The following is a 24,111-nucleotide window of genomic DNA, read 5'->3' on the forward strand; positions in this document are numbered from 1 at the left end:
GGTCAGTGTATCCAGACGCTTCGACCACTACCGGTCGCCGGCGCCCTCGGTGTCGTCTGCGTGACCGGCCACAGCGCGGTAGCCGGCGCCGCGCACCGTCTCGATGTACCGCGGCTGCTGCACGCTGTCACCCAGCTTGCGGCGCAGGTTCGTCATGTGCGCCTCGATGGCGCGCACGTCGGCATCGCTGACACGGGCCGGATCGAGGTAGGTCTCGTCGTGCAGGGTCAGCACGAGGTCGGCCTTGCTGCGCACCCGGCGCCCCGACTCGAGAATGGTGGCCAGCAGCTCGAACTCGGTGCGGGTGAGCGTGACGTCTTGGTCGTCGACCGTGACCGTGCGCGTGTCGCGATCGAGCAGGAGTCCGTCCAAACGCACGGTGTCGGGCAGGCCCCTCGGGGCGGATGCCGCGCGCTCGCCGGGGGAGGCAGGCGTCTGTTCCTCGCGCCCGGCGGAGCGGGGCCGGCGCAGCATGGCCAGCAGCCGGGCCCGCAGTTCGCGCGCGCGAAAGGGCTTCGTCACCACGTCGTCGGCACCCACACCGAACCCCATCACGACATCGGCCTCGTCGGTGAGGCCGGTGATGAGCACGATGTAGGTGTCAGAGCCCTGGGCCCGGATGCGGCGGACGGTCTCGAAGCCGTCGACCCCCGGCATGGAGATGTCGATGGTGGTGAGCACGGGGTCGTGGGCCAGCACCGCGGCTAGGCCGTCGGTGCCGTTGTCAGCGGCGCTCACCGTGAATCCCGCGCTGGTGAGGATCTCGACCAGCAGGTTCCGCACGTCGTCGTCATCGTCCATGACCACCGCCCGCGGTGATGTGTTGTTGTGCGCCATGTGTCCCCCTCACCGGCAGGACGGGAGCCGTTGGCGCCCGTCCACGACCGATTGTGCCAGATGGTGGCGACAGAGGTAGGGTGCGGGACGAGTTGGCGCCGCGGGGGCGATGCGCGCGGGTGGGTGACGTGCTCGAAGGCGTAGGTTGCTACGGCCGTCCCATGCCGTGGTAGTCCCAGCCGGCGGCGCGCCAGGCCACCGGATCGAGGCAGTTTCGCCCGTCGATGATCACTCGTCCCGCGACAAGGGATGCCGCGTGTTCGGGCGAGAGCTGCCGGCGGTACTCATCCCACTCGGTGACGACGATCACGGCGTCGGCGCCGCGCAGAGCCTCGTCGCGGTCTTCGACGTAGTTCAGCTGCGGGTGCCGGGCGCGTGCGTTGTCGATCGCCTCGGGGTCGGTGATGGTGACCCAGGCGCCCAGGCCGTGCAGTCGCACGGCGACGTCGAGGGCGGGGGAGTCGCGGATGTCGTCGGAGTGCGGCTTGAACGCCGCGCCCAGCACCGTGACGTTCTTCTTGAACACCGAGCCGCCGAGCGCCTGCACGACGAGGTCGACGGCATGGTCTCGACGGCGCAGGTTGATCGCGTCGACTTCACGCAGGAACGCCACCGACTCACCGCGGCCGAGCTCCTCGGCGCGCGCGGCGAACGCGCGGATGTCCTTGGGTAGGCAGCCGCCGCCGAAGCCGATGCCGGCGCCCAGGAACCGGCGGCCGATGCGGGCGTCGTGGCCGATCGCGTCGGCGAGGGTGGTGACGTCGGCGCCGGTGACCTCGGCGATCTCGGCCATAGCGTTGATGAAGCTGATCTTCGTGGCCAGGAACGCGTTCGCGGCGACCTTGACCAGCTCGGCTGTTGCCAGGTCGGTGACGATGAACGGGGTGCCCTTGGCGACCGACGGGTGGTAGACCTCACGCAGCACCTCGGCCGCGTGCTCCCCGGCCGCACCGGCGGGCACGCCCGCGACCAGGCGGTCAGGATCGATGGTGTCTTGCACCGCGAAGCCCTCGCGCAGGAACTCGGGGTTCCACACCAGCGTCGCGCCGGTCGGGTCGACGCGTTCTGCCAGGGTGGCAGCCGTACCCACGGGCACGGTGGACTTGCCGGCGACGATGTCGCCTTCGCTCAGGTGCGGGATCAGCGCGTCGACGGCGGCGTTGACGTAGGTGAGGTCGGCGGCGTACCCGTCTTTCTGCTGCGGGGTCCCCACACCCACGAAGTGCACGGCCGCGCCGCGCGCCTCGGCGATGTCGGTGGTGAACCGCAGCCTTCCCGACGCGATGCCCTCGGTGAGGATCTGCTGCAGACCGGGCTCGAAGAACGGCGCCTCGCCCTTGCTGAGCGCGGTGATCTTGCGCTCGTCGACGTCAATGCCGACCACGTCGTGGCCGATCGATGCCATCGCCGCCGCGTGGACGGCGCCGAGATAACCGCAGCCGATGACCGACAGACGCATGGGACTCCTCAGGGGTGTGGGGTGGGCGCAAACGAGAGCCGGATTCGGCAGCCGAGAGGGTCGCATTGCCCTCCCCTTTCCTACCAGAACCGGGCGGTGACCCGGCGCCACCGGCGCGGCGTGCGGAGCACGTACGGGTGCGGTGCCCTGCGTGCCGTACGGGTTGCCCGCCGGGTAGATGAGTGCGTCGAGGTCGAGGTCATCGACCATTCCGGTGACCAGCGTCTTGCCGCGGCGAGCGCCTTGGTGCGCGAGCCTTCTGGACCGACCCACGCCTCGTACTGCTCCTCGGTGACGTTGTTGCGCTGCACGTAGACGTTGCGCCGCGAGGTGGCGAAGCCGCCGCTCTCGGGAATGGCGTCGATGCTGCGCGCCCACGCTTTTTTTGGGGGGGTGACGGTGATGCCGCTGACGCCCGTCGCGGCGACGGCGGCGGGGGTGAGCGCCGCCGAACTGCCGAGCAAGGCGAGAGTGGCGGGCGGTGTTTTCGCGGTGCTACCGGAGGAGGCCGCAGGACGTGCGGCTGCCCCGCTGGCATCCTGCGAGCATGGATGCGTGACCTATCTGCCACCGGAGTTGTACGCAGAGATCGAAAGATCGCTTCCCCTCGCCTGCGTCGATTTCGTGCCCGTGCGGCACGACGCCGACGGAGCTGTCGAGGTGGGGCTGATTCTCCGGGACTCACCCTTCGGCGATGTCTGGTGCCATCTCGGCGGACGCGTGCTCCGAGGAGAGACCATCGCCGGCGCGATCCGTCGTCACGCGGCGGAGACGCTCGGGGCTGAGGTCGACCTCCCGAGCGATCCGCAGCCCGACTACGTGTATCAGTGGTTTCCGCCCGACATGGTGCCGAGCGACGCTCCCGCCCACGGCAGCGATCCGCGTAAGCACGCGATCGGTCTGTCCTTTGTCGTCGCGCTTACAGGTGCCATCACGCCGCGGGGCGAGGCGCTCGACTTCGCGTTCTTCCCGCTCGCTGGCCTGCCCCAGCCGCTGTGGCCGGGCGTAGATGGGCTGTTGCAGCGACTGCTGCCTTCTCAACCGACGTAGTCGCCGACCCACCAGTCGGAGATCCCGGACAGTGCGTTCGCGGCCGCAACGTGCGCCGGGTGCGCGCGAAACGCCTCGTACGCGACGCGGTCAGCGAAGGCGGCGTCTTCAATGATGATCGTGCCCTTGCGGTCGTCGAGGGAACGCTCGACGCGCCACGACACCACGCCGGGCAGCCGCCCAAGATCGCGAAGCAGGCGGATCGATTCGCTGACCTGTGCGGGCGTGGTGCCGTCGTAGACGCGGAACAACACCACGTGGCGGTAGGCCATGGGTTACTGCCGGATGTTGTCCACGTGGTCGCGATACCAGGCGACAGTCCGCTCGAGCCCCTCTTCGAGCGAGATCTGCGCGGTCCACCCCGCGTCGGCCAGCTTCGAGACATCGAGCAGCTTCTGCGGCGTGCCATCGGGCTTCGACGTGTCCCACTCGGTTTCGCCGGTGAACCCGACGACCCCGCCGATGGTCTCGGCGATCTCCCGGATGGTCACGTCCGAACCGGTGCCGACATTGACCTGCTCGGGCCCGTCGTAGTGCTCCATCAGGTGCAGAACCGCGTCGGCCATGTCGTCGGAGTGCAGGAACTCACGTCGAGGTGTGCCCGTGCCCCAGTTGGTCACCGTCGGTGCTCCCGACTTCGCCGCCTCGTCATAGCGCCGGATCAACGCCGGCAGCACATGCGACCCGTTCGGGGAGAAGTTGTCGTTCGGTCCGTAGAGGTTGGTCGGCATGGCCGAGATCCACGGCAGACCGTACTGGCGTCGCACCGCCTGGGTCTGCAAGATGCCGGCGATCTTCGCGATCGCATACGCATCGTTCGTGGGTTCGAGGTGGCCGGTCAGCAGCGAGTCCTCGCGGATTGGCTGCTCCGCGAACTTGGGGTAGATGCAGGACGAGCCGAGAAACGCGACCCGCTCCACGTCGTTGGCGACTGCGGCATCGAGAACGTTCGTCTGGATGCGGATGTTGTCGCTCAGAAAGTCGACGGGGTACGTGCTGTTCGCCAGGATGCCGCCGACCTTCGCTGCCGCCAGCACGACGTATTTCGGCTTGATCTCTGCCATGTAGGCGAACACGGCGTCCCGGTTCTTCAGGTCGAGTTCGGCGGAGGACTTGCCGACGACGTTCTCGAATCCGCTGGCCTGCAGTTTGCGGACAACGGCCGATCCGACGAGTCCGCGATGACCGGCGACGTAAAACGTGGCGTCGCGCTCGAGTTCGCCCGGCGCGTAGTCCAGTCCGTCGCTGGCGGTCAAACCAGCACTCCCCACGAGGCGAGCTGCACCTTGTCAATCCATGTGTGGCCTTCTTCGAGCGCCGTGATGTCGGCGTCGACCATGAGCTTGGCGAGTTCCTTGCCGTCGATCGCGGGCGTCCAGCCCAGTTTGTCGGCGGCCTTCGACGGGTCGCCGACGAGGGCGTCGACCTCGGTGGGGCGCAGGTAGCGCTCGTCGAACTTGACGTACTCCTGCCAATCGAGTCCCACGTGGCCGAACGAGGTCTCGAGGAAGTCCTTGATCGTGTAGCCGACGCCCGTTGCCAGAACGAAGTCCTCGGGAGTGTCGGCCTGGAGCATGCGCCACATGCCCTCGACGTACTCGGCGGCGTAGCCCCAGTCGCGTACCGACTCGAGGTTGCCCAGGTACAGGTCCTTCTGCTTGCCTGCCTTGATGCGCGCGACCGCGCGGGTGATCTTGCGGGTGACGAAGGTCTCACCGCGACGGGGGGACTCATGGTTGAACAAGATGCCGTTGACCGCGAACATGTCGTAGGCCTCACGGTAGTTCTTCGTGATCCAGTAGCTGTAGAGCTTCGCTGCGGCATAAGGGGAGCGGGGGTAGAACGGGGTGTCCTCGTTCTGCGGCGGCGGAGTTGCGCCATACAACTCGGACGACGACGCCTGGTAGAAGCGCGTGTGCACCCCGGAGAGGCGCACGGCCTCGAGCAGACGGATCGTGCCGGTGCCGGTGGTGTCGGCCGTGTGCTCCGGCTCGTCGAACGACACACGTACGTGCGACTGTGCCGCGAGGTTGTAGACCTCATCGGGGTTGATCTCGGCCATCAGGGTAACGAGGCGGGCGCCGTCGCTGAGATCGCCGTAATGCAGGAAGAGCTTCGCCTCGGGGTCATGCGGATCGACGTAGAGGTGGTCGATCCGCGCGGTGTTGAACGTCGATGCACGGCGGATCAGGCCGTGGACTTCGTAGCCCTTTGACAGCAATAGCTCTGCGAGGTATGAGCCGTCCTGGCCGGTGATACCGGTGATAAGTGCGCGTTTCATCTGATGTCTCTTTTCCGACCCATGGGCGTCTTGGTCTTCGTTCTTCTCGTCAGAGGGGTGCGGCAGCACCGCCCCTCACGAATTATCGTCGTACCGCATTCGAAGTGGTCAACCAGGGAGGAATCTCCTCGCCAGCAGTAGCATGGCACCCCGCGTGAGGGCGCCCGCTGTTAGGGCCAGCGGGACAGCGAACAGGCCCGCGGTGCTTAGAAGGAGTAGAACGGTCGCAAGCGTAACGGCGGCCGCGACGATTGTGCTGATAGTCGCGAGGGCGTACTTTCGCGCCGCGATGTTCATTTGATTGATCGGCCCCACCATCGACTGCAACGCGAAGGCGATCGCTAACGCTACGGCCAGGAACGGGTCGATCGGATTCCCCGTCCAGGAAGAGAGAAGAAGGGCGAAGACTGGTGCTATCGCGGAGTACCCTGCGCCGAGGACGGCTTGAGATGCGACCATCCTCCGTACTCGCCTGTACGCGAGGCCGTCGGCACCGGCTGACTGAAAGCGTATCGCCTTCGGCAGGAAGAACGATGACAGCGCGGTCCCGGCGACAAGGACTGGTTGCGCGGCGACCCGGGTGCTTTCTAAGCTCGCGAGGGCAGCGGCGCCCAGCGACAGAGCCACCGAGAGATTGGTCACGTACGACGACGCGTGCAGGATAAAGCCACTCAGGGCAGTTCGAAAGCTGACGGAGAAAGAAGGCCGCGGGCCACGCCCGATCGGCGGTGTGGTGCGATGTATAAAGATCCCGATGCACGCGCTAACGGAGTTCGACAACGTCAACGCCCCAAAGGGGACAGCGCAAAGCACCGCGTACGGGATATCGTCTTGGAATAACAAGACGAGGCCGAATACCGACGCAGCCACACCTAACTGAACGAGGGAAGTGGCCGCAGCTCCCGCGTGGTTAGCCGTGATGTGAAGCGATGTGCGAATGTGATCCTGGAATGAGGAAGCGGCTACCCAGAGTGCAGCCGTGCTCGCCAAGATGAGCGCAGTGTTGCCCCCTGTCGACGTGTACAAAGGAGATCCCGCCGCGACGACCGCAAGCATCGCAAGCGCGACATACGGGGTTGCGCCGAGTAGGTCAGTTGCGTAACGGCCCCTCACCACTTCCGCCGCCGTGTTCACGGCGATCCGACGGGGGAGATAGCCCATCTGTTGGGGAATGACCATTGCGGCGAAGCCACCCGAATACATCAACGCATAAAGCGCGAGTTCCGGCAACTCCAGTGCGCGAAGTGCAATTAGGCCGATCAGAAAGGAGCCCGCAGCGGCGGCTATAGCGTCAACGAGAGACGCAGAGAGGTTAAGGGAGGTTCCCATCGCGGCCCCCTGATCCGATGAACGCGGTGCCGCGCACCCCCGTGGTGAAGGGGGTATGCACCGAGGAATGGGTAGGCAGGAGCGCGCAGCACATGCCCAGAATCAGCGGCATGTAGCCAAAGGGAGACTCAACGATAACCCCGGCAAGGCCAGCGACGAGCAGGCTCACAAACAGCGCGAGACCTACCGCATTGAGGCCCCTCTGCTGTCTTGCTTGGCCAGTGGCCACCAATGCCCAGACCACCAACACCAGCACCACTGAGAGCACGCCAATGAGCCCAAACATCGCGAACCATGTAATGACGAAATTGTGCGCGGCGCGGACGCTCGGATCGCCTGACAGATAGATAAGGGCACCGCTGTCGCGAATTGGGTGGGAGCCAGCGCCAGACCCGAACAAGAAGCGTCCTTGGTCAGCAGCCGTGTACTCGACGATCCGCGTCCACGCGTAAATGCGCGCGTCCCAGGTGTTGCGTGCGGTGGATTGTTCCGCGGTGTTGTCGCCGAGTATCCGGGTAAGCGCCCGCATCCACTCGGGCGGGTCCATCAAGACGGTAGCGGCGAGTGGTAGCGCTCCGGCCGTGCCCAGGAGGGCAACGCCCACAACCGTCGGAGATAGGCGGGACCCACGCGGGCGTGCAAGAAGCAGTGCTATTAGGAGCAATACCAGTCCAGATGCGAGTCCTGCTCGGCTTCCCCCCCCGAATAATGAGGCGATCGAGGCGAGGATGAAGGTGGAGCGGACGAGCACAGGCATTTCGCGAGCCATGACGAGCACGGCGATGCTAAGCGCGCTGATGAGGAGGTCGATGTCGCTCCGGGTCGTGAAGAGTGGGAGTTCGGAGACCGCTCCAATGGGTATTGGCGGGAGAAGGCGAAAGATGGCGGGCGCAAACCACAGGGTGTGAATGGTGCACGCAACGACAAGGCCGCGGAATATTTGTGCTCCGCCGAGTGCGCCCGCGGCAAGAACAAAGAGCGGAGTTAAGGCGAGGTAAAGCAGCGGGAACAGGTCACGTATTACGAGGATCCCCCCAACCCAGGGGGTAGTGAGGAGAGCGATGAGAATAACTCCCACCAGCAAGGCGGCGCCAAGGCGTAGCGGTAGAGGTGCGCGCTGGGCCGTTCGGGAATTCTGCGGTGAAGTCACACGCTGCAGGACGAAAAATGCGGCGCCCCCGAGTGCGAGTAGGTCAGCGATGTACAGTGGCGTGCCCGGGATGGAAAGGTAGCTGCCCCACCGTCCACCCGCGATGGGGACCAAAAGACCGCTTATGCAGATGCCAGCAGGCGTAAGCCATCGCCCATAACCTTGGGTATCCGTAAGGCTGTCAGCCGTTCGTCGTTTGCTCATCTTTACGCTCTCGTGCGCGGATTTTGCAACACGGTCGAGTAGATGTCGATGAGCGCGTCCCCCACCGGCCCTTCTGAGTAATGGTCTTGCCATCTGCGGTGGCCCTCCGCGGCAAGTCTGTCGTACACATCCGCCGGGAGATCGGCGAGCATCTCAGCGCCCTGCAACCAATCCTGGTTGCGCCGCACGAGTTCGCCCCCAAGGCTGAGCGGAGCGACGATCTCTGGCAACCCTCCGTTCCCTGAACATAGAACGGGGGTGCCGGCCCCGAGCCCTTCCGCCGCGACGCGCCCAAAGGGCTCTGCCCACTGCGAAGGCACGAGCACCGCGAGAGCGCGGCCCATTCTTTCGGCCACGCCCTGAGAAGGGAGCGGGCCGACCACTTCTATCAGGTCCGAGCCGTCAACGATCCTTCTGTCTGATGCGGAGAGGGCCCCCTCGCCGATCAGCGTTAGGCGAACCCGCGTGGAGCCCGCGAATGAGTTAATCAGGGAGGTGACGCCCTTCTCGGGTGTGAGGCGCCCGACAAACACCGCGTCCAGATTGCGCGCCGAGCGTGGCACTATCGCTCCGTCTGCGGCCCCCGGGACGGCGTTCGGTTTGATGAAAATCCGCTCCGCGCCCAGCACCGTGGAGAGAGGCTCAAGCATCGCCTCGCTAAGGAGGACATATGCGTCCGGCGGGTAGCGATCGGTTTGCCGGCTCTCGGTGATCGCATAGGCGACAGCGGCGGCCGAAGCGGGCGCGCTCTGCCTGTAGCAAGAATGCCTAACTCCGTTGAGGCCGCGATCTGCTGATCGACACTCACCGCAATCGTGTCCGCCCCTAAAGCAGGTGCCAGCGATGCAGCGGAGCCGGTAGTTTCGGAGCGACCGGATCCAGGGGACCTTCCGCTCGCGCAATAGCTCAATCGCGCGCCCGCCGAAGAGGGGGAAGAGGTTCTGAGCGTGGACTAGGTCCGGTTGGAAGTCGTCGAGTGCTTGACGGAGGAGCGCAGTTGATAGCCGTGGGCGGATCGCTTCGAGGGTAAGTCCTCTGGTGCCTTTAGCCTCCAGGACATCCGCGTTGGAGATGGTCAGCAAGCGGGCGTCCACGCCGCGCCGAAGAAGGCTATCGAATTCCGCACGCACTGAGAACCGCTCGCCACCGACCTGGGCGTAATCGTTGTAGACCATCAAGACTCTCAAGAAGGTACCCCGTACCATTCGCGCATTGCCGAGGCATACGCCTCGTGGCTCCAGTCCGGCGCCGAGATTGCCGGGCCCTCTTGAGCGTCAGCAATCGCTCGGTCCAGGACAGACGCAAGCCGGGCGGTTAGAGTCTCGGCCGGGTCGGTGGCCACGGTGGCCGCGTACTCACCAGCCAAGGCCGAAAGGCCTCCCAAGCCGAGGCAGATCACCTTCGTGCCCATCGCTGCGCCCTCTGCCGCAATCCGCCCCACGGAGTCGTGCAGGCGGTTGAGCGCCCTCGCCGTTGCGATTGTCCGCAACGCGTATCGCATGTGTATTGCCCCGCGTTTATCGAGGGCGGTCGGGACTGTAATGATGTCCTCTTGTACGGGCAGAGCGCCTAGCGCTGCAGGCAAGGCTGACTGATCCCCGATGCGAGTGAAGAGAACGACGCGGTCGAAGAGCTGCGAGGCCGCGCGTAGCGCCTCCCAGCCAGCGCGCGGTTCGCTACCGCTGTCTGGTGCGCAGGCGGATGCAAGTGGGCCGAGGGCGTCCCGTCGCGTTGGAGTTTTGTGGGACTGACTCATTGTGTCCGCCTCCGCAGCCGCGCTGTTCGGACGCCTCTGCGCGGCCGGTCGGGGTGCTCGCTGCCGACATTCTGTGCTTGCTCCAGCAGTTCGACTAGGCGAGGGGCGATGGCAGTGACGCTGAATTCGGAGAGCGCCCGAGCTCGGAGTCGGTCCGCAATCTCCTGGCGTCTTTCCGGGGCTGCCAGGTCTCGCAGCGCGGCCGCGAGCGCCGTCGGTGAACCTGGTTCGACGGAGAGGTCCAGGTCGCCGACCGCCCACGGTAGAGGGGCGATTTTCGAGACCACGACGGCGCGCCCCAGCATCATTGCGTCGATCAGCTTGGCCGGCAACTGCCCCTCAGCGAAGGACGATGCCAGGCTAGGCAGCGCAATGATGTCGGCGGCTGCAACCAGCGATTCACCCTCGCCGACGCTCCCTTCACCCACCCAGCTCTCCCAAGCGTTCGCATCCTCCGGTCGGTCGGCGGTGATGACGAGCCTAAAGCCGTCCGGTTGCAATCTGGCCACCGATTCACGTAGCACACTGATGCCCTTGTGTGAGCGCACTGTCCCCACGAAGGCCACCGTCGGGTTGGGAGAGCGATGAGGCTGGCCCGGTCCCTTGTCAGGGCGGGCATGGGGCACGAGGGTTCCGCCGTACTTCTCTTGCAAGACCGGGTTACTCACGGCCGTCGTGAAACAACCTGACGATGCGTTGAGGTTCCGTACCCGCCAAGTGAATAGCGGGTGCCGTAAGCGCCAGGCAATACGCCGAGCGCGGGAGGCGCTATGCAGGCGGTGCTCAAGATCTGGGTCGTCGATGTCGACGATGAGTGGAAAGGCCCTCCGGGCTTTGGCGGCGAGACAAACCCCGAGTGAGATTGGCAGGGGCTTCACAGCCACGGTGGCATCGTAGTCACCCGCAATGCGAGCGAGCTCACGTGATGCGCTCCGCGCATCACGGCCAGGAAGTCGCGTGCAAGCGGACGCGAAAGGGGTGTCCCGAAGGGGCGCCCACACGGTCTCCCCCCGAGCAGATACAACTCGACAATCCCATCCGAGATGCTGGCTCAAAAGCCACCAGACGTACGCGCGTCCCGTTGAGTTTTCTCGGAGGTCAGGTGTAACGACCAGAAGGGAAGTCACCTGTGGCGCCACTTTTTTAGTTCGTCCACTGTATTGGTCCAGCCCACATGCGCGAGTGAGCGACTCTTTCGGGCCATGCCGGTCGCAGCAGCGGCGCGGTAGTCTCCTTGCTCGCGGGGTAGAGCGCGTTGGGTAGCGGTTTCGGCCCGACGGAATCCGGCGAGAGCGAGGGCCGACATCTCCTCCGCTCGGCCCGGCACTTCGGAACGCTTTCGCGCTATCTCGACCGCATCTGGTAGCGACGCGAGTGGTACGGCCGTCGGCATTGGGTCGTTCCAGGTTCGCGCGTACCGAGCGACCTTCTCGAGCGAAAGCCCGACGCGAGGAACCTCAAAGGATGACGAGATTATCCAGCCATGCAGGGACGTCCCGATCCAGAGCGATGCGCGCGCGATCGATTCCGCTTTCTCGATCGCGGTGTTTACCTCGAGGATAGAGATCTCGCGGCCCGGATGAGATCGGCGGGCGCGCTCCACGACCCTTTCGTAGAGCCGAACTGAGTCATGACCCCTCGCGGTCCCCGCGACGAATAGCCGAATCTCGTATGAGCGCAGTTCTCGTGATGACATGAGCGTATCTGCCAGACGCTCAGGGCCATGGTCCTCGAGGACGGACTCTTTTACTTGCACCAGCGCGTAGGGCTGCGATTCGGTGGCGGGAATGAGCCAGCCCGGGCGCGTGTCACGAAGCGAGTGGACCAGGTCGGGAGTGAGATCGTGGTCTACTCCGTAACGGCTAAGGGCGGACGACGAGGCGGCGTCGCGCACGGACACGTATGAGGCCTCCTTTATGGCGCCCCATGCTTCATCCCTTCGAAGGCCGCGCAACCCGCGGAGCGCGCTCAGCCCGGCTGAGTTGACCACGAAGTGTGAATGTCGCGTCAGCGAGCTCGCCGACATTCGGGGCAGGTAAGCCGCGCTGTATATGGACCGGCTAGTGGTTGCCGCAATCCACTTGGCGCGGCCACGACGGGCGCGCTCAAGGTACGCGCCGTATCTCTCGTCACTGGCGGACATCCGGTAGGCATCTTCCATGGAAGTGCCTCCGACTTCTCCGCCGACCATCCATACCGTGTCAGGTCCAGCGGCCCACCCTCGGAGGTATTGCTGCACATCGATTCCCAACGGCCTGAAACCGTTTTGTGCGTCGAAAGGCGCGGTTACCTTCGGGTCGTCATGTGCTAGCAGTTCCCTTGTCAATTGGAGGAACAGTACGTCGCCGAAATTGTCGCGCTCGAAGGCGCCCAGGAGCGCCACTCCCGGCGCACCGCTCGAATCGGCCAAAGATGTGTGCGAAGTATGCATACCGATCAATCGAATTGGGTGGTGAGGTCGGCCATCGCTCGTGAGCGGTTTCTCAGCGCCACCAGCAGGAAGCGCGCGTTACCGAAAAAATAGCGGCGCCACAGGCGTTTTGGCTCAGACGCCAGGCGATAGAGCCACTCTAAGCCAGAATTCTGAACCCATCGGGGTGCCTCTTTTACTGTGCCGGCCATAAAGTCGAACGCGGCGCCGACGTTCACCGTCGGCATTCCAATTCTCGTCGCGAGCGCAGTCCCAAGGGCGTCTTGTTTCGGAGTCCCGAGTCCAACCCAGACTATATCCGCGCCGGAGCCACGTACTGCATCCACGCAACCACGGACATACTCCGGATCCACCGGCGCGAACGGTGGGGAGTGAGAACCCACAAGGCGGATTCCTGGGTGCAGCTTCTCAAGGCGCTGTCGCAGGAGGGAGAGCGTTTCCGGGGTCGAACCGAGGAGGAAGTGCTTTGTGCCTTGACTCACCCCGGCTTCCATCGCAGACGCGAACAAGGATGGCCCGCGCACGCGCTCAGGCGCGAGTTGGCGCGCCTGAGCGCGCATGGCCCACACCACGGGCAAGCCGTCTGGAAAATTCACTCCGTCGCCACTTAGCAGGTTTCCATAGGCGGGCTCTCTGTCGGCAAGCGCGACGTTGTACGCATTTGCTAGTCGCACGTTAACGGCAAGACGCGCGCGGGCGGCATCGTGAATTAGCCAGTGGACTGCGCCTTCGAGGGTGGCGACGCAGAAGGGTATCCCTCCGACTCGGATTGTGTCGAACGGGGGGGCCGTGTCGGAAGGCGGGGGGTTCACTTCGTGGGTTTGTTCAGCCATGCTTTTCTCGGTCGGTTGAGGGTAGGAGGGCGTCAATGGGCGCTGTCGCCTGGGAATGCTGCCGCCCGCGCAGTTCGCGCGAGGATGCTCAAGTCGGTAAGCAACGACCAGTTTTCAACGTAGGCGAGGTCCAGTCTCACGCTGTCTTCCCAAGACAAGGACGACCGGCCACTGACCTGCCACAAGCCCGTGATGCCAGGCTTGGCGAGGAACCGCCGGTGGACGTGGTCCGCATACTGGTCTACTTCGGCCGGGAGCGAGGGGCGCGGGCCGACCAGTGACATGGATCCACCGATGACGTTGATCAACTGCGGTAATTCATCGAGGCTGTATTTGCGCATCACGCGGCCAACACGTGTGACTCGCGGATCGTTGCGCATCTTGAAGAGGACGTCGTTACCCGTATCGCGGGACTGACGCCCCAGCTCAGGCAGGAGTTGCTCAGCGTGCGAAACCATCGTGCGGAACTTGAGCATGGTGAACGTCTCGCCACGGTAGCCAACGCGCCCCTGTCGGAACAGGATTGGGCCGGGTGACGAGAACTTGACGCACAGCGCCAGAACGGCGAGGAGGGGTGAGATCACGATGAGGCCGACCGTCGCCACAGCTAGATCCATGAGGCGCTTTGCCAGCCTCTGACCGCGCGTGAATCGAGGGGTCTCGACGTGGATGAGAGGGAGGCCGGCTACGGGGCGCGTGTGAATTCGCGGCCCGGCGATGTCGGTGATGCTGGGTGCCAGCACGAGGTGCTGCCGGCCGGCCTCGAGGCCCCATGAGATCTGCTTCACCTTGTCCGGCGGCAGATCGTCGGTGCTCGTGACGATGACGGTGTCTGCCCCGGACGCGACGATCGCCGCCTCGACAGCGTCGACAGTCCCCACCGCTGGTACTCCGATTTCTTGCGCGACCGAAGGGTTCGGTTCGGAAGGCACGCACACGCCGACGACGACGTAGCCCGCTCCGGGCGCGCGGAGTAATTCACGGGCGGTCTGGGCGACGGATTGCTCGGAGCCGACGAGCAGCACGCGCGCGCTGTACTGCGCCGCAGAGCGCTTTGCGAGCAGCCACTGACGCCACAGCCATCGCACGAATACAAGAACGAGGATTCCCGCCGGAAGGCTGAGCAAGAGGAATCCGCGGGCGACGTCGATCCGGGACAGGAATGCAATGATCGCGATGGCGCCGAACAGCGCGAAGCTCGCGCGGGCAAGCCTCGCGTACTCGGTGGGCCCGGTGCCGATGACGCGGTGGTCACGCGTATCGAAAAGTGTCAGCGCCCACATCCAGAGAGCGATGAGCATCGCGGAGAATAACCAGTAGGAGAACTCACTGATGCGGCTGTCCTCGCGCATCGTGACGGCGGCGTTGCCCCAGCCGAACCAGGCTATCTGCGTGCCGTAGACGACCCACACCAGCACGAGCAGATCGGTCAGGGCGAGCCTTCGTGCGTAGCGGCGACGCCAGTCATCCCGCCGTGCGGGAGTGGGCCGCGCCGCGCCATCGCGTTTCGAGGTGTCGACCGCGGGCCTGTCGGTGGGGCTCGGGTCAGCCCCGGGGGTCGCGAGCCGTTCGTTCGTCACACCGTTCCTCTCGCGCTTCTGACCCCAATGTTGTTCCCATCAAAAAACTATCAGGCGCCTATGACGCGCGTGTAACGAATAATGACCCGCAGGGACTTCAGTCGCCGGCGCCACGCAGGCTCGCGCCCGACCAGGTCACGGTCTGCGGGCCGGCCGTGGCAGCCGCAACAGCCCCGAGCTCCGACGTTTCCAGGCATCCCTCGGATGACGCTTGATCCCCGAATCGCGTGACAGACAGCCCGCCGCAACTCGTGTCGGAGTGCGCAACCAGCAGGTCACCGCCATCGAGTGCCAAGGTGCCCGCGGCATCCACCACGGGCTCCCACTCCTCGTTGGCGAGGCGGAAGGCGGTGGCGTCGCAGATGAGGGCGACGGCACCACCGGACGAACGGAAGCTCCAGGGGTCGGCGCAGGGAGCGTCGATCTGGCCGTCTGCCGTGATGATCACGCCGGGCTCCATCGGCGAGATGTAGGTCGCGCGCTCCAGCAGCTCGGGGTACGGCTCCCAGAACCGACCCTGGGTGAAGGTGCGCAGGTACTGCGTCTCGCAGTCATCGCCCATGTCGGCGATCATCTCGGCCTCGGTGCCGGCGAAGGCGTTGAGGCTGCGCACCTGGCCGATGCCGCGATAGGTGGGGGTGACGTCGGTCCAGGTCTCTCCGCCGTCGACCGAACGCTCCACCAGGGGAGGGGTCACCCCGCACTCGCCGGCGGACGCGCGCCACATGGCCTCGGGTCCGATGGACAGAAACCGCTCCTCAGCGCCCGGGTGCGTGAACACTGGGGCGTCCGGCGCGGGCGGTGCGGCATCGGTGGTGGGGGAGGCAACGGGTTGCGGCCCGAGAGTGAAGGTCGGTGCCGGCGCGGCCGTAGCGGTGGCCGGGGCAGGCGTGCCGTGCTGCAGTGCCGCGCTGCTGAGCGCGACCGCACCGACCGCCAGCGCGCCGATGGCCGCCACCGCGATCACGCGGCTGGCGCGCGAAACGTCGGGTTTTCGGGCGGGCACGGTGAGCTACTCTGCGGCGGCGCGTCGGGTAGCCGGCACCTGAGTCTGGCCGGTCGCCCGGCCCGCCTGCTGCAAGGTGGGAACACTCGGCGCCGGGGCGACCGGCGCCTTGCGCTTGCGGCCGCGTGCGGCTTTCTGCGCCGTCTCTTTCTGGATGTACCCGTAACCGCCGTAGCCGTAGCCGTAGCCGCCGTAGTACGAATCGGGCCCGCGGGTCGGCACCATCGACAGCACGACGCCGGCGACCTTGGCGCCCACCGTCTGCAGTGCTTCCACCGCGCCCGAGAGCTGATGGCGGCTGGTGCGGCCGGCGGCGATCGCCAGAATCGCACCGCTGGTGGCGCGCGCGAGAATGGCGGCATCGGTCACGGGAAGAAGCGGCGGGGCGTCGCACAGCACGACGTCGAAGTCGCGCTCGAGCACCTCGAGCAGCTGCTGCATCTGCGTCGATCCCAGCAGCTCGCTGGGGTTCGGCGGAATCTTGCCGGCCGGCAGCACGTACAGGCTGCGGCCGCCCCACGGCAGCATGACGTCGCCGACACGGGCACGCCCGATGAGCACGTCGGTGAGGCCGGCGCCGCCCTCGATGCCGAGGTACTCGGCCACCTTGGGCTTGCGCAGATCGGCGTCGATCAGCGCCACGCGCTTGCCCGCGTCGGCCAGCGCGATGGCCAGGTTGATCGTCGTGGTCGACTTGCCCTCGCTGGGCACCGAGCTGGTGATGACGAAGCTTGCCCGCCCGCCCATGTCGAGGAACTGCAGGTTGGTGCGCAGAGCCCGGAACGACTCGGCGCGAGGGCTGAGCGGATCGGCGTGCACGATGAGTGGGCGCTCTTTCGCCTTCGGGTCGAAGGCGATGGCGCCCAGCATGGGGGCCTTGGTGACCTGTTCGACGTCGCGGGTGTTGCGCACGCGGGTGTCGAGCACGGTGCGCAGCACCGCGAGGCCGAGGCCGAGGGCCAGGCCCACGAGGGTACCCAGCGCGAGGTTGAGCGGCACGTTGGGGCTCGACGGGCTCAGGGCCGGCTGCGCGTCGCGCACGCGCGACAGCTGCACGGCGCTGACACCCGACTCACCTGACGGCTCGAGGGCGGGCACAGCCGATGACAGGCTGGCGGCCAGGGCGTTGGCGATCTCGGCGGCGAGCACGGGGTCGGTGTTCTCGACGGTGACCGTGATGAGCGTGGAGTTGAGGGCGGCGCTTGCGCTGACCGAGCCGGCGAGGGCCTCGGCGGTGGTGCCGAGCTCGAGCTCGGCGATGACCGGGTTCATCACGACGGGCGTCTTGACGAGACCGACATACGTGTTGATGCGCGCCTGGGTGAAGTTCGACCCCTGCTGCAGCTCGGCGACGCTTCCGCTGGTCTGCGTCGAGACGAAGACCGTGCTCGAGGATTCGTAGACCGGGGTGCGGGTCAGCGAGTACGCGGCGGCAGCGCTGAGCCCCAGCAGCGTCGCGACCAGAATGATCACCCAGTTCTTGCGCAGGATGCGGATGTAGTCGCTGAGCTCCATGGTGCCTCTCGGGGCATCGCGCCGAGACGGCGCATCGGAAGGACGGTCCCCGTCAGTCTGCCACAGGCGCGTGTCGCGCCATCGCCAGCCGCACCACCCGCACCACCTCGTCGATCGCGGGCTCCAGCTGTGCCGCCGACAGCTCATACGTCTTCCACGATCGCCGGTACGGGTCGACCACATCGTCATCGAGCGGGTCGGCCAGCGGCTGCGACATGCCGCGTTGCGCAGCGATCAGGGCGACGAGGGCGCGCAGGCGCGAAGTGGCATCCGCTCCGGCCGCGTCGGCCGTCGCCGTGAGCTCGCGGTCATCGAGCGTGCGGGCCAGCCGGGCGAACTCGCGCACCGTGAATGTGGACCGCAGCCGCGAGGGAGCAAGCTCCACCACCGCGCGGCGATGCTCACGTGCCATCGCCAGCACCAGGTCGGGGGTGGCGAGATGACGCTCTTCGAGCCACCGCGCTCGGTGGGCTTCGGCCTGATCGATCGGGATGCCGCGTGCGACCGCCAGCTCACGCGCCTCTTCGGTCATCTGCGTGCCGACGAGACCGCGGGTGCCGGCGCTGTGCACCGTCACGCCCAGATCGGCAAGGCGCTGGCGCAGCAGCAGCTCCGCCAGGGGAGAGCGGCAGATGTTCCCCGTGCAGATGGTGACGATCTCGAACACAGCGCGACCTCCGGGGACGGCCGACTCTGCGAGCGAGTCGGCGCGGGCGGATGGCCCCGGTAACGTGGGGCCGTGCCCGATCAGCCTACCGACGTCGCCGTCGCGCCCCTGACGCCGCAGCCGGCGGAACCACCGCGCACCCGGACCGAGCGCCGCCGCCGCACCGATTGGCGCCTCGGCGGCCGCACCGTGCGCCCATGGCGCGGCATGCTCGCCGGGTGGGCCGTGCTCAGCCTCGGCGCCGGCGTGCTCATCGGCACGGGCCTCGTGGTGCTCTGGCCCGACCAGGCGTGGGTCGGTCCCGCCAGCACCGCTGCGCTGTGGGTGGCGATGCTCGTCCCCGTCGTCGTGGCCTTTCGCCGGTCGCGCCCGGTCGGCCTGCTGCGCCTGCGCCCGCTCGACCTGCTCTACGGCCTCATGCTCGGGGTGCTCTTGCGCCTGCTGCAGGGCTGGGCAGCGGCGGCGTTCGGCACCGGAGCGTCCTTCCCCGTCTTTCTGACCATCGACGGCCGGCTGCCCGCCGCGTGGTGGCTGACCGAAGCCCTGCCCGGCGTGATGGTCGCGCCAGTCGTCGAAGAGTTCTTCTTTCGCGCCGTGCTGCTCATCGCCGTCTACGCGGCCCTGCGCCGCGCTTACGGCGGTGTCGCCGCGGGGATAGCGGCGGTGCTCGTCTCGACGGCTCTGTTCGTCATCGTGCACTCCGTCGGGGGAGCCCTGACGCTGGATGCCGCGCTGTCGCTGAGTGCGGTGGGCCTGACCTGTGCCCTGCTCGTGCTGCTGACCGGGCGCATCTGGGGCGCCGTGCTCGTGCACGTCGTCTACAACGCGAGCTTCATCGCGCTGGGCCTGCTCGGCACGCTGGCCTGACGCCACCCCTTCGGCCCCCACAGCCGTCTCGAAATCCACACGTACCCCCGTCGTGGTGAAATCGTGCCGCGCCACCCCCTGACGCCGCATCCCCCAGAGGCATATTAGGGGTGCATTCGGCCGTGGTGGCGGCGTGCTGGGGGCATCGGCGGCGGCACCAGCATCGCCACGCGGTGTGGCCGCGTGGCATCCGGTGCCTGCGCGCCTGCGGCATCCGCCATGGTCGACGGATGACGCAGGCGCCGCGGTGTCAGCCCAGCGCGGGGTACAGCGCAGGGGCGGTGCGGTGGTGCGTCGCCTGCTCGAAGGCGTAGGCGAGCCCCAGCAGCGTGCCCTCGGCGAAGTCGCGACCGAGCAGCTCGATGTTGACGTTCGCGCCCGGGAGTTGCTCACCCTCGACGGCCTGTCCCATGGGCACCGTCACCGACGGCATGCCGGTGTTGGGGCTGAGCCGCAGGTTGGTGCTCTGCGTGCCGTAGGGGTTGCCCGACGGGTAGATGAGCGCGTCGAGACCCAGGTCGTCGAGCATGCCGGTGACGAGCGTCTTGCCCTGTGCGAGCACCGTGGTGTGCGAGCCCTCTGGACCGGCCCACGCCTGGTACTGCTCCTCGGTCACGTTGTTGCGCTGCACGTAGACATTGCGCCGCGAGGTCACGAAGTTGCCGCCTTCGAGAATGGTGTCGATGCTGCGTGCCGCCACGTTCGGCGCCAGGTGCGTCTCGATGTACTCGTTCAGGTCGCGCTTGAACTCGATGGTGCTGCCGCTGCCCTCGTTGAGCACGGTGTCGAGTTCCGGGGAACCGGGCACCTCGACGACCGTGGCGCCGAGCGACTCGAGGGTGGCCTTGGTCTCGTTCCACAGCCGCACAGTGGTGGCGTTGCGACCGATCATCGAGGCGACGTACCCGATGCGGGCGCCGGCGAGCGCGTTCGCGTCGAGATAAGAGGTGTACGACTCGGGCACCACGCCGGCCTGCCGAGAGGTGACGTCGTCGGCGGGGTCGATGCCGACGACGGCATCCATCGCCACCGCCGCGTCCATCACCGAGCGCGTCATGGGGCCGCCGGTGTCTTGGCTGAGCGCCAGCGGAATGATGCCGTCCCGGCTGGCCAGGCCCACCGTCGGGCGCACGCCCACGAGCTGGTTGTACGACGCGGGCACACGGATCGACCCGCCCGTGTCGGTGCCGAAGCCGATGCCGGCCAGGTTCGCGGCGATCGCCGCGCCCGTGCCACCGCTCGACCCGCCGGCGGTGCGGCTGGTGAAGTAGGGGCTCGCGACGAGCGTGGTGGCCCCGGGCTGCTGGAACGACGTGAACTCCGAGGCGAACCCGTAGGCGAACTCGTCGAGGCTGGCCTTGGCGAGCACCACGGCACCCGCGTCGCGCAGACCCTGCACCATGAACGCGTCAGTCGCGGTCTGGTTGTCGTTCCAGCATCCGCAGCCGGCGGTGGTGACCATGTCGGCGGTGTTGTAGTTGTCTTTCAGCGCGATCGGCACGCCCAGCAGCATGCTCGTCATGCCGTTGCGGGCGCGTTCGGCGTCGGCGGCCGCGGCCGCTTCGAGGGCTGCGGGCCCGACGGTGACGATCGAGTTGAGCGGACGCCCGCCGCCGGAGAGATCGACCAGTGCGTCGTCATAGGCGGCGATGCGGTCGATGTATCCCTGCGTGATCTCGACCGAGGTGGTGACTCCGGCGTTCATAGCGGCCTGCATGTCGAGCACCGAGGCCTCGACCAGCTCGAACGGGCCGTCGTCGTAGACCATCCGCTGCGACAGGGCGGCGAGGTCGGCCACGGTGATCGCGCCGTTCGCGTCGGTGTCGATGATCGCGACATCGGCCCAGCCCGGCTGGTCGCTCGCGAGACCGAGGGCGGATGCCGCGACGTCGAGGTCGGCGGTGGTCACCTGGTCGTCGCCGGTGAGGTCGAGCTCGGTGTAGTACGGCGCCAGCAGGGGAGCGGCGCTCGCCGCGGGCGCGGCAGCTGCCGGCACGCTGACGGCGGTGGCGGCGATGGTGCCGAGCACGGCGGCCGCGGCGATCGCTCCCCGGGTTCGCGTGGTGTTCATGTTTCCCTTCCGTCGGTTGATTCCCCGGTCGTTGATTCCCCGGTCGTTGATTCCCCGGTCGTTGTGCTCCCGGTCGTTGAGCGAGGGCGCTGTGCGCCCGAGACGAAACGCCGCACCCGCGCTCACGCCCCGACCTCCCCACGGCGACGGCGCAACGCGAACACCACACCGAGCGCGAGCAAGCCCACACCCGCGGCACCCGCGACGATCCACATCACGACGTCACCACCGGTCGATGCCAGCGACCCCGCGGGAGCGCCGGCGCGGTCGGCGGCATCCACGTCACCGTCCGTCGCGTCGCCGGCCGGTGTACCCGTGGCCGGAGCGCCCGTGGCCGGAGTGCTGGGCGCGGGGGTGGGAGCCGGCGCGCTGCCCGGCGCCGCGGCGATCTCGACCGTGGCAGTGACGGGCTGAGGCAGCGCCTGCGACGCGCTCGCCGAGTCGATGAAGGTGGCGGCATCCAGGCTGATCGTCGCCGGGCCCGCGGCGAGGGCGGTGAACGAGAAGGTCACGAGGTCGTGTGGTCCGGCGAGGCCGGGCGACGTGCCGAGTCGGGTGCTCGTGAACGTGACCGTGCCGGCCGATTCGGTGACCGTGCCGTAGCCGCCGGCCGGGTAGGTCTCGCTGCCGTCGGTGAGAGCCAGCAGGGCGGGGTCGTAGCCGACGGTGAGGTCGTAGGCGAAGAGGTCCGCGCCGGCGTCGGCGGCCACCGTCACGGTGACGGAGTCGCCCGCGGTGACGGTGGCGGGAGCGGTGACGGTGACGCCGCTGGCCGCGTGGGCTGCGGGAGCCAGCGCGAGCGAGCCGCCGAAGACCGCGACGGCTGCCGTCAGCAGCGCCAGCGCTCGGGTGCGGGCACGACGTGGTCGTGCGCGGAGGGTGGTTTCAAGCATGCGAAAGCAGGTCCTTCCTCGGTGGAGGGATGCCGACGCACGCACCCGGCGCATGTCGCGCCGGCGCGTCCCTGGGGGATGGTCAGGACTCTTTCAGTGCCAGATTTCGCGGTCGTTTCCGCGTGTTTCGCGGGGTGGCGATCAGAGGGTTTCGTCGACCACTGCCCGGATGAGTGGCACGGGAAAGGTTGCGGCGCGCAATGGATCGAGGTGCGAGTCGGTGATCCCTGCCGTGAATGACGAGAGGTCGAAGCACTTGAAGAGGGCCTCGCGACCGAACTTGGTGCTGTCTGCGACGAAGAACGCCTCACCCGCAATCGAGAGCATGGTTCGCTTGAGTTCGATCTCGTAGCTGGACGTGCTGTACAAGCCGTCGTCGAGCACGGTGTCGCATCCGAGGATCGCCACGTTGACACGCAGGTTCTGCAGCTGCTGGACGGACGTGGGCCCCCACATCGACACGTCGTTCGGAAGCAGCTCTCCGCCGATGAACACCAGGTTCGCGCGCTGGCGCTCAGCCACCACCAGGCCGATCTGCAGGTCGTTCGTCACGATAGTCACCCGTGAGCTCGCCAGGTGCCGCGCGACTTCGAGTGTTGTCGTGCCGCTGTCCATCAGCACCGTCTGGCCGTCGAGGATCCGGTCAGCCATGGCCTTGCCGATGGCGACCTTCTCTTTTCGATGCAGGGTGGACTTCAGGTCGAAGGGCGCGCCGAATTGAGGGCTCGGCAGAGCCCCGCCATGAGTGCGCTGAACGAGCTCTCGCGCCTCGAGCTGGTCCAGATCGCGGCGGATCGTCGAGGCGGTCACGCCGAAGACATCGGCGAGGGCCGCAACCGACTGAAAGCCCTGCTCCGCCAGCAGCTCAAGAATCTGAGCCTGTCGCGACATCGCTCTGCGCTCCTCGTAGATAGGGACCGGCTCACTCTATCGGGGCAGATGCGCGGTTTCACGCATGATGACGACGGTTATCGCGCGCTCTGACGCGCGAACCCATTGACAACCACGCAGCATCGTGACTACGTTCGGCGAAAACACCGTCGGTTCCACGCAGCGAACGCGAAGACCCGATCACAAAGGAGTGAGCATGAAGCGCAACAGGTTTGCCATGGCCCTGCTCGCGGGGACGGCTGTCTTCGCACTCGCCGGCTGCGGAACCACCGCGGGCGAGGGTGGCGGCGACGCAACGGGCGGGGGGGATGCCGCCGCCGAAGGGGCGTATGTCACCGTCGTCAAGGCGACGGGGATCGGCTGGTTCGACCGCATGGAGGTCGGAGTCGACGAGTGGGCCTCTGAAACAGGGATCGATGCCCGTCAGGAAGGACCCGCGGAGGCGACGAACGAGGGTCAGGTCGACATCATCCAGAACCTCATCGCCCAGTCGCCGCTGGCGATCACGGTCGTGCCTAACGACGTGGCGGGGCTTGCCACGGTGCTGGGCGAGGCCCGCGACAAGGGCATCATCGTCGTCTCGCATGAGGCCGCCGGAATCGACAACGTCGACATCGACATCGAGGCGTTCGAGAACAAGGCGTACGGATCGCAGATCATGGACAACCTCGCCCAGTGCATGGAGGAGGAGGGCGGCTACGTGCAGTTCGTCGGGCGCCTCACCAACGGATCGCACAGCGAGTGGGTGCAGGGCGCCGAAGAGAACCAGACCGCCAACTTCTCCGGGATGACCCGTCTGGAAGATCCGATCGAGTCCGAAGAAGACGAAGAGGTTGCCTACAACAAGGCCAAGGAACTTCTGGCCAAGTACCCCGACATCAAGGGGTTCCAGGGTTCCGCCGGCACCGACGTCGTGGGCATCGCGCGAGCGGTCGAAGAAGCGGGCAAGAGCGACACCGTCTGCGTGATGGGTACTTCCATCCCGTCGGTGGCGGAGAGCTACCTCGCCAGCGGGGCCATCGACAAGATCTTCTTCTGGGACCCGGCGCTGGCGGGTAAGGCTCAGTTGCGGATCGCGCAGATCCTCCTCGACGGCGACACGATCGAAGTGGGAACGGACCTCGGCATCCCCGGGTACGAGTCGCTGGTCAAGCTCGACGGCTACGACAACGTCTTCGCGGGTGATGCGGGTGTCGAGGTGGATGCCGACAACGTCGCCGAGTACGACTTCTGATCGATCCGACATCGGTCGACGCGGGAGAGTGCCGCTGGGCGCCCTCCCGCGTCGCGA

General features: G+C 66.8%; 22 protein-coding genes. 3 read left to right on the top strand and 19 right to left on the bottom strand.

Annotated elements, in window-relative coordinates; translation table 11 throughout:
• Positions 1 to 27 precede the first annotated feature (27 nt).
• The 3 genes from NQ160_RS01665 to NQ160_RS01675 form a co-directional block, all read right to left on the bottom strand.
• Positions 28 to 837, bottom strand: coding sequence for a response regulator transcription factor (locus NQ160_RS01665; protein WP_257513498.1), 810 nt, complete (start codon positions 835 to 837; stop codon positions 28 to 30).
• 148 nt (positions 838 to 985) lie between these two features.
• Positions 986 to 2,296, bottom strand: a complete 1,311-nt coding sequence (locus NQ160_RS01670) for a UDP-glucose dehydrogenase family protein (protein WP_257513499.1) — start codon at positions 2,294 to 2,296, stop codon at positions 986 to 988.
• A gap of 80 nt (positions 2,297 to 2,376) precedes the next feature.
• On the bottom strand, positions 2,377 to 2,760 hold the full coding sequence (locus NQ160_RS01675; protein ID WP_257513500.1) for a hypothetical protein: 384 nt from the start codon (positions 2,758 to 2,760) through the stop codon (positions 2,377 to 2,379).
• Between NQ160_RS01675 and NQ160_RS01680 the strand changes: the two genes are divergently transcribed.
• Positions 2,735 to 3,346, top strand: a complete 612-nt coding sequence (locus NQ160_RS01680; RefSeq protein ID WP_257513501.1) for a DUF4916 domain-containing protein — start codon at positions 2,735 to 2,737, stop codon at positions 3,344 to 3,346. The genes NQ160_RS01675 and NQ160_RS01680 overlap by 26 nt on opposite strands.
• On the opposite strand, the gene NQ160_RS01685 is transcribed toward NQ160_RS01680, so the two are convergent.
• From NQ160_RS01685 to NQ160_RS01740, 13 genes are all read right to left on the bottom strand, one after another.
• Positions 3,334 to 3,618 carry a Dabb family protein gene (locus tag NQ160_RS01685; protein ID WP_257513502.1) on the bottom strand — a complete coding sequence of 95 codons (285 nt, stop codon included), beginning with the start codon at positions 3,616 to 3,618 and terminating at the stop codon, positions 3,334 to 3,336. The two genes, NQ160_RS01680 and NQ160_RS01685, sit on opposite strands and share 13 nt — an antisense overlap.
• Before the next feature lie 3 nt (positions 3,619 to 3,621).
• Positions 3,622 to 4,602: a GDP-L-fucose synthase family protein gene (locus NQ160_RS01690; protein ID WP_257513503.1), complete on the bottom strand. Its 981-nt coding sequence runs from the start codon at positions 4,600 to 4,602 to the stop codon at positions 3,622 to 3,624.
• The gene (gene gmd / locus NQ160_RS01695; protein WP_257513504.1) at positions 4,599 to 5,627 is read right to left on the bottom strand and encodes a GDP-mannose 4,6-dehydratase; all 1,029 of its coding nucleotides are present in this window, start codon (positions 5,625 to 5,627) and stop codon (positions 4,599 to 4,601) included. The genes NQ160_RS01690 and gmd overlap by 4 nt, the downstream gene beginning before the upstream one ends.
• Before the next feature lie 108 nt (positions 5,628 to 5,735).
• On the bottom strand, positions 5,736 to 6,956 hold the full coding sequence (locus NQ160_RS01700; RefSeq protein WP_257513505.1) for a hypothetical protein: 1,221 nt from the start codon (positions 6,954 to 6,956) through the stop codon (positions 5,736 to 5,738).
• On the bottom strand, positions 6,940 to 8,403 hold the full coding sequence (locus NQ160_RS24595; RefSeq protein ID WP_306852143.1) for an O-antigen ligase family protein: 1,464 nt from the start codon (positions 8,401 to 8,403) through the stop codon (positions 6,940 to 6,942). Before NQ160_RS24595 ends, NQ160_RS01700 begins: the two co-directional genes overlap by 17 nt.
• Positions 8,313 to 9,485, bottom strand: coding sequence for a glycosyltransferase (locus NQ160_RS01710; protein WP_257513506.1), 1,173 nt, complete (start codon positions 9,483 to 9,485; stop codon positions 8,313 to 8,315). The genes NQ160_RS24595 and NQ160_RS01710 overlap by 91 nt, the downstream gene beginning before the upstream one ends.
• A 577-nt stretch (positions 9,486 to 10,062) precedes the next feature.
• Complete coding sequence (locus NQ160_RS01715; RefSeq protein ID WP_257513507.1) at positions 10,063 to 10,950, bottom strand: glycosyltransferase; 888 nt, start codon at positions 10,948 to 10,950, stop codon at positions 10,063 to 10,065.
• Positions 10,951 to 11,189: 239 nt separating this feature from the next.
• A complete protein-coding gene (locus tag NQ160_RS24940) occupies positions 11,190 to 12,497 on the bottom strand; it encodes a polysaccharide pyruvyl transferase family protein (RefSeq protein ID WP_374113618.1) in 1,308 nt (435 codons plus the stop codon).
• Between the two features lie 5 nt (positions 12,498 to 12,502).
• Positions 12,503 to 13,330 carry a WecB/TagA/CpsF family glycosyltransferase gene (locus NQ160_RS01720; protein WP_257513508.1) on the bottom strand — a complete coding sequence of 276 codons (828 nt, stop codon included), beginning with the start codon at positions 13,328 to 13,330 and terminating at the stop codon, positions 12,503 to 12,505.
• A 32-nt stretch (positions 13,331 to 13,362) separates the two neighbouring features.
• Entirely contained in the window at positions 13,363 to 14,910 is a 1,548-nt protein-coding gene (locus NQ160_RS01725; protein WP_257513509.1) for a sugar transferase, read from the bottom strand.
• 97 nt (positions 14,911 to 15,007) lie between these two features.
• Positions 15,008 to 15,916, bottom strand: a complete 909-nt coding sequence (locus NQ160_RS01730; RefSeq protein ID WP_257513510.1) for a hypothetical protein — start codon at positions 15,914 to 15,916, stop codon at positions 15,008 to 15,010.
• Between the two features lie 6 nt (positions 15,917 to 15,922).
• On the bottom strand, positions 15,923 to 17,431 hold the full coding sequence (locus NQ160_RS01735; protein WP_257513511.1) for a polysaccharide biosynthesis tyrosine autokinase: 1,509 nt from the start codon (positions 17,429 to 17,431) through the stop codon (positions 15,923 to 15,925).
• Between the two features lie 52 nt (positions 17,432 to 17,483).
• Positions 17,484 to 18,098: an arsenate reductase/protein-tyrosine-phosphatase family protein gene (locus NQ160_RS01740; RefSeq protein WP_257513512.1), complete on the bottom strand. Its 615-nt coding sequence runs from the start codon at positions 18,096 to 18,098 to the stop codon at positions 17,484 to 17,486.
• A 72-nt stretch (positions 18,099 to 18,170) separates the two neighbouring features.
• Here NQ160_RS01740 and NQ160_RS01745 point away from each other — a divergent pair, with 72 nt between their 5' ends.
• Complete coding sequence (locus NQ160_RS01745; RefSeq protein WP_257513513.1) at positions 18,171 to 18,965, top strand: CPBP family intramembrane glutamic endopeptidase; 795 nt, start codon at positions 18,171 to 18,173, stop codon at positions 18,963 to 18,965.
• A gap of 250 nt (positions 18,966 to 19,215) precedes the next feature.
• Here the strand turns inward: NQ160_RS01745 and NQ160_RS01750 are convergent, their stop codons facing one another.
• From NQ160_RS01750 to NQ160_RS01760, 3 genes are all read right to left on the bottom strand, one after another.
• Positions 19,216 to 21,036, bottom strand: coding sequence for an amidase family protein (locus tag NQ160_RS01750; protein WP_257513514.1), 1,821 nt, complete (start codon positions 21,034 to 21,036; stop codon positions 19,216 to 19,218).
• Positions 21,037 to 21,158: 122 nt separating this feature from the next.
• The gene (locus NQ160_RS01755) at positions 21,159 to 21,929 is read right to left on the bottom strand and encodes a cohesin domain-containing protein (RefSeq protein WP_257513515.1); all 771 of its coding nucleotides are present in this window, start codon (positions 21,927 to 21,929) and stop codon (positions 21,159 to 21,161) included.
• Between the two features lie 141 nt (positions 21,930 to 22,070).
• On the bottom strand, positions 22,071 to 22,820 hold the full coding sequence (locus NQ160_RS01760) for a DeoR/GlpR family DNA-binding transcription regulator (protein WP_257513516.1): 750 nt from the start codon (positions 22,818 to 22,820) through the stop codon (positions 22,071 to 22,073).
• Positions 22,821 to 23,016: 196 nt separating this feature from the next.
• On the opposite strand from NQ160_RS01760, the gene NQ160_RS01765 reads away from it, so the two are divergent.
• Positions 23,017 to 24,054: a substrate-binding domain-containing protein gene (locus NQ160_RS01765; RefSeq protein WP_257513517.1), complete on the top strand. Its 1,038-nt coding sequence runs from the start codon at positions 23,017 to 23,019 to the stop codon at positions 24,052 to 24,054.
• Positions 24,055 to 24,111: the final 57 nt, after the last annotated feature.

Source organism: Microbacterium sp. zg.Y909, assembly GCF_024626565.1.

Bases quoted from the DNA above. Each gene is read 5' to 3' on its own strand.
- NQ160_RS01710 (WP_257513506.1), bottom strand. From the start codon at position 9,485: ATGGTCTACAACGATTACGCCCAGGTCGGTGGCGAGCGGTTCTCAGTG.
- NQ160_RS01700 (WP_257513505.1), bottom strand. From the start codon at position 6,956: ATGGGAACCTCCCTTAACCTCTCTGCGTCTCTCGTTGACGCTATAGCC.
- NQ160_RS01760 (WP_257513516.1), bottom strand. From the start codon at position 22,820: ATGTCGCGACAGGCTCAGATTCTTGAGCTGCTGGCGGAGCAGGGCTTT.
- NQ160_RS01735 (WP_257513511.1), bottom strand. From the start codon at position 17,431: ATGGAGCTCAGCGACTACATCCGCATCCTGCGCAAGAACTGGGTGATC.
- NQ160_RS01685 (WP_257513502.1), bottom strand. From the start codon at position 3,618: ATGGCCTACCGCCACGTGGTGTTGTTCCGCGTCTACGACGGCACCACG.
- NQ160_RS01755 (WP_257513515.1), bottom strand. From the start codon at position 21,929: ATGCTTGAAACCACCCTCCGCGCACGACCACGTCGTGCCCGCACCCGA.
- gmd (WP_257513504.1), bottom strand. From the start codon at position 5,627: ATGAAACGCGCACTTATCACCGGTATCACCGGCCAGGACGGCTCATAC.
- NQ160_RS01720 (WP_257513508.1), bottom strand. From the start codon at position 13,330: ATGGCTGAACAAACCCACGAAGTGAACCCCCCGCCTTCCGACACGGCC.
- NQ160_RS01670 (WP_257513499.1), bottom strand. From the start codon at position 2,296: ATGCGTCTGTCGGTCATCGGCTGCGGTTATCTCGGCGCCGTCCACGCG.
- NQ160_RS24940 (WP_374113618.1), bottom strand. From the start codon at position 12,497: ATGCATACTTCGCACACATCTTTGGCCGATTCGAGCGGTGCGCCGGGA.
- NQ160_RS01665 (WP_257513498.1), bottom strand. From the start codon at position 837: ATGGCGCACAACAACACATCACCGCGGGCGGTGGTCATGGACGATGAC.
- NQ160_RS24595 (WP_306852143.1), bottom strand. From the start codon at position 8,403: ATGGCAAGACCATTACTCAGAAGGGCCGGTGGGGGACGCGCTCATCGA.
- NQ160_RS01750 (WP_257513514.1), bottom strand. From the start codon at position 21,036: ATGAACACCACGCGAACCCGGGGAGCGATCGCCGCGGCCGCCGTGCTC.
- NQ160_RS01765 (WP_257513517.1), top strand. From the start codon at position 23,017: ATGAAGCGCAACAGGTTTGCCATGGCCCTGCTCGCGGGGACGGCTGTC.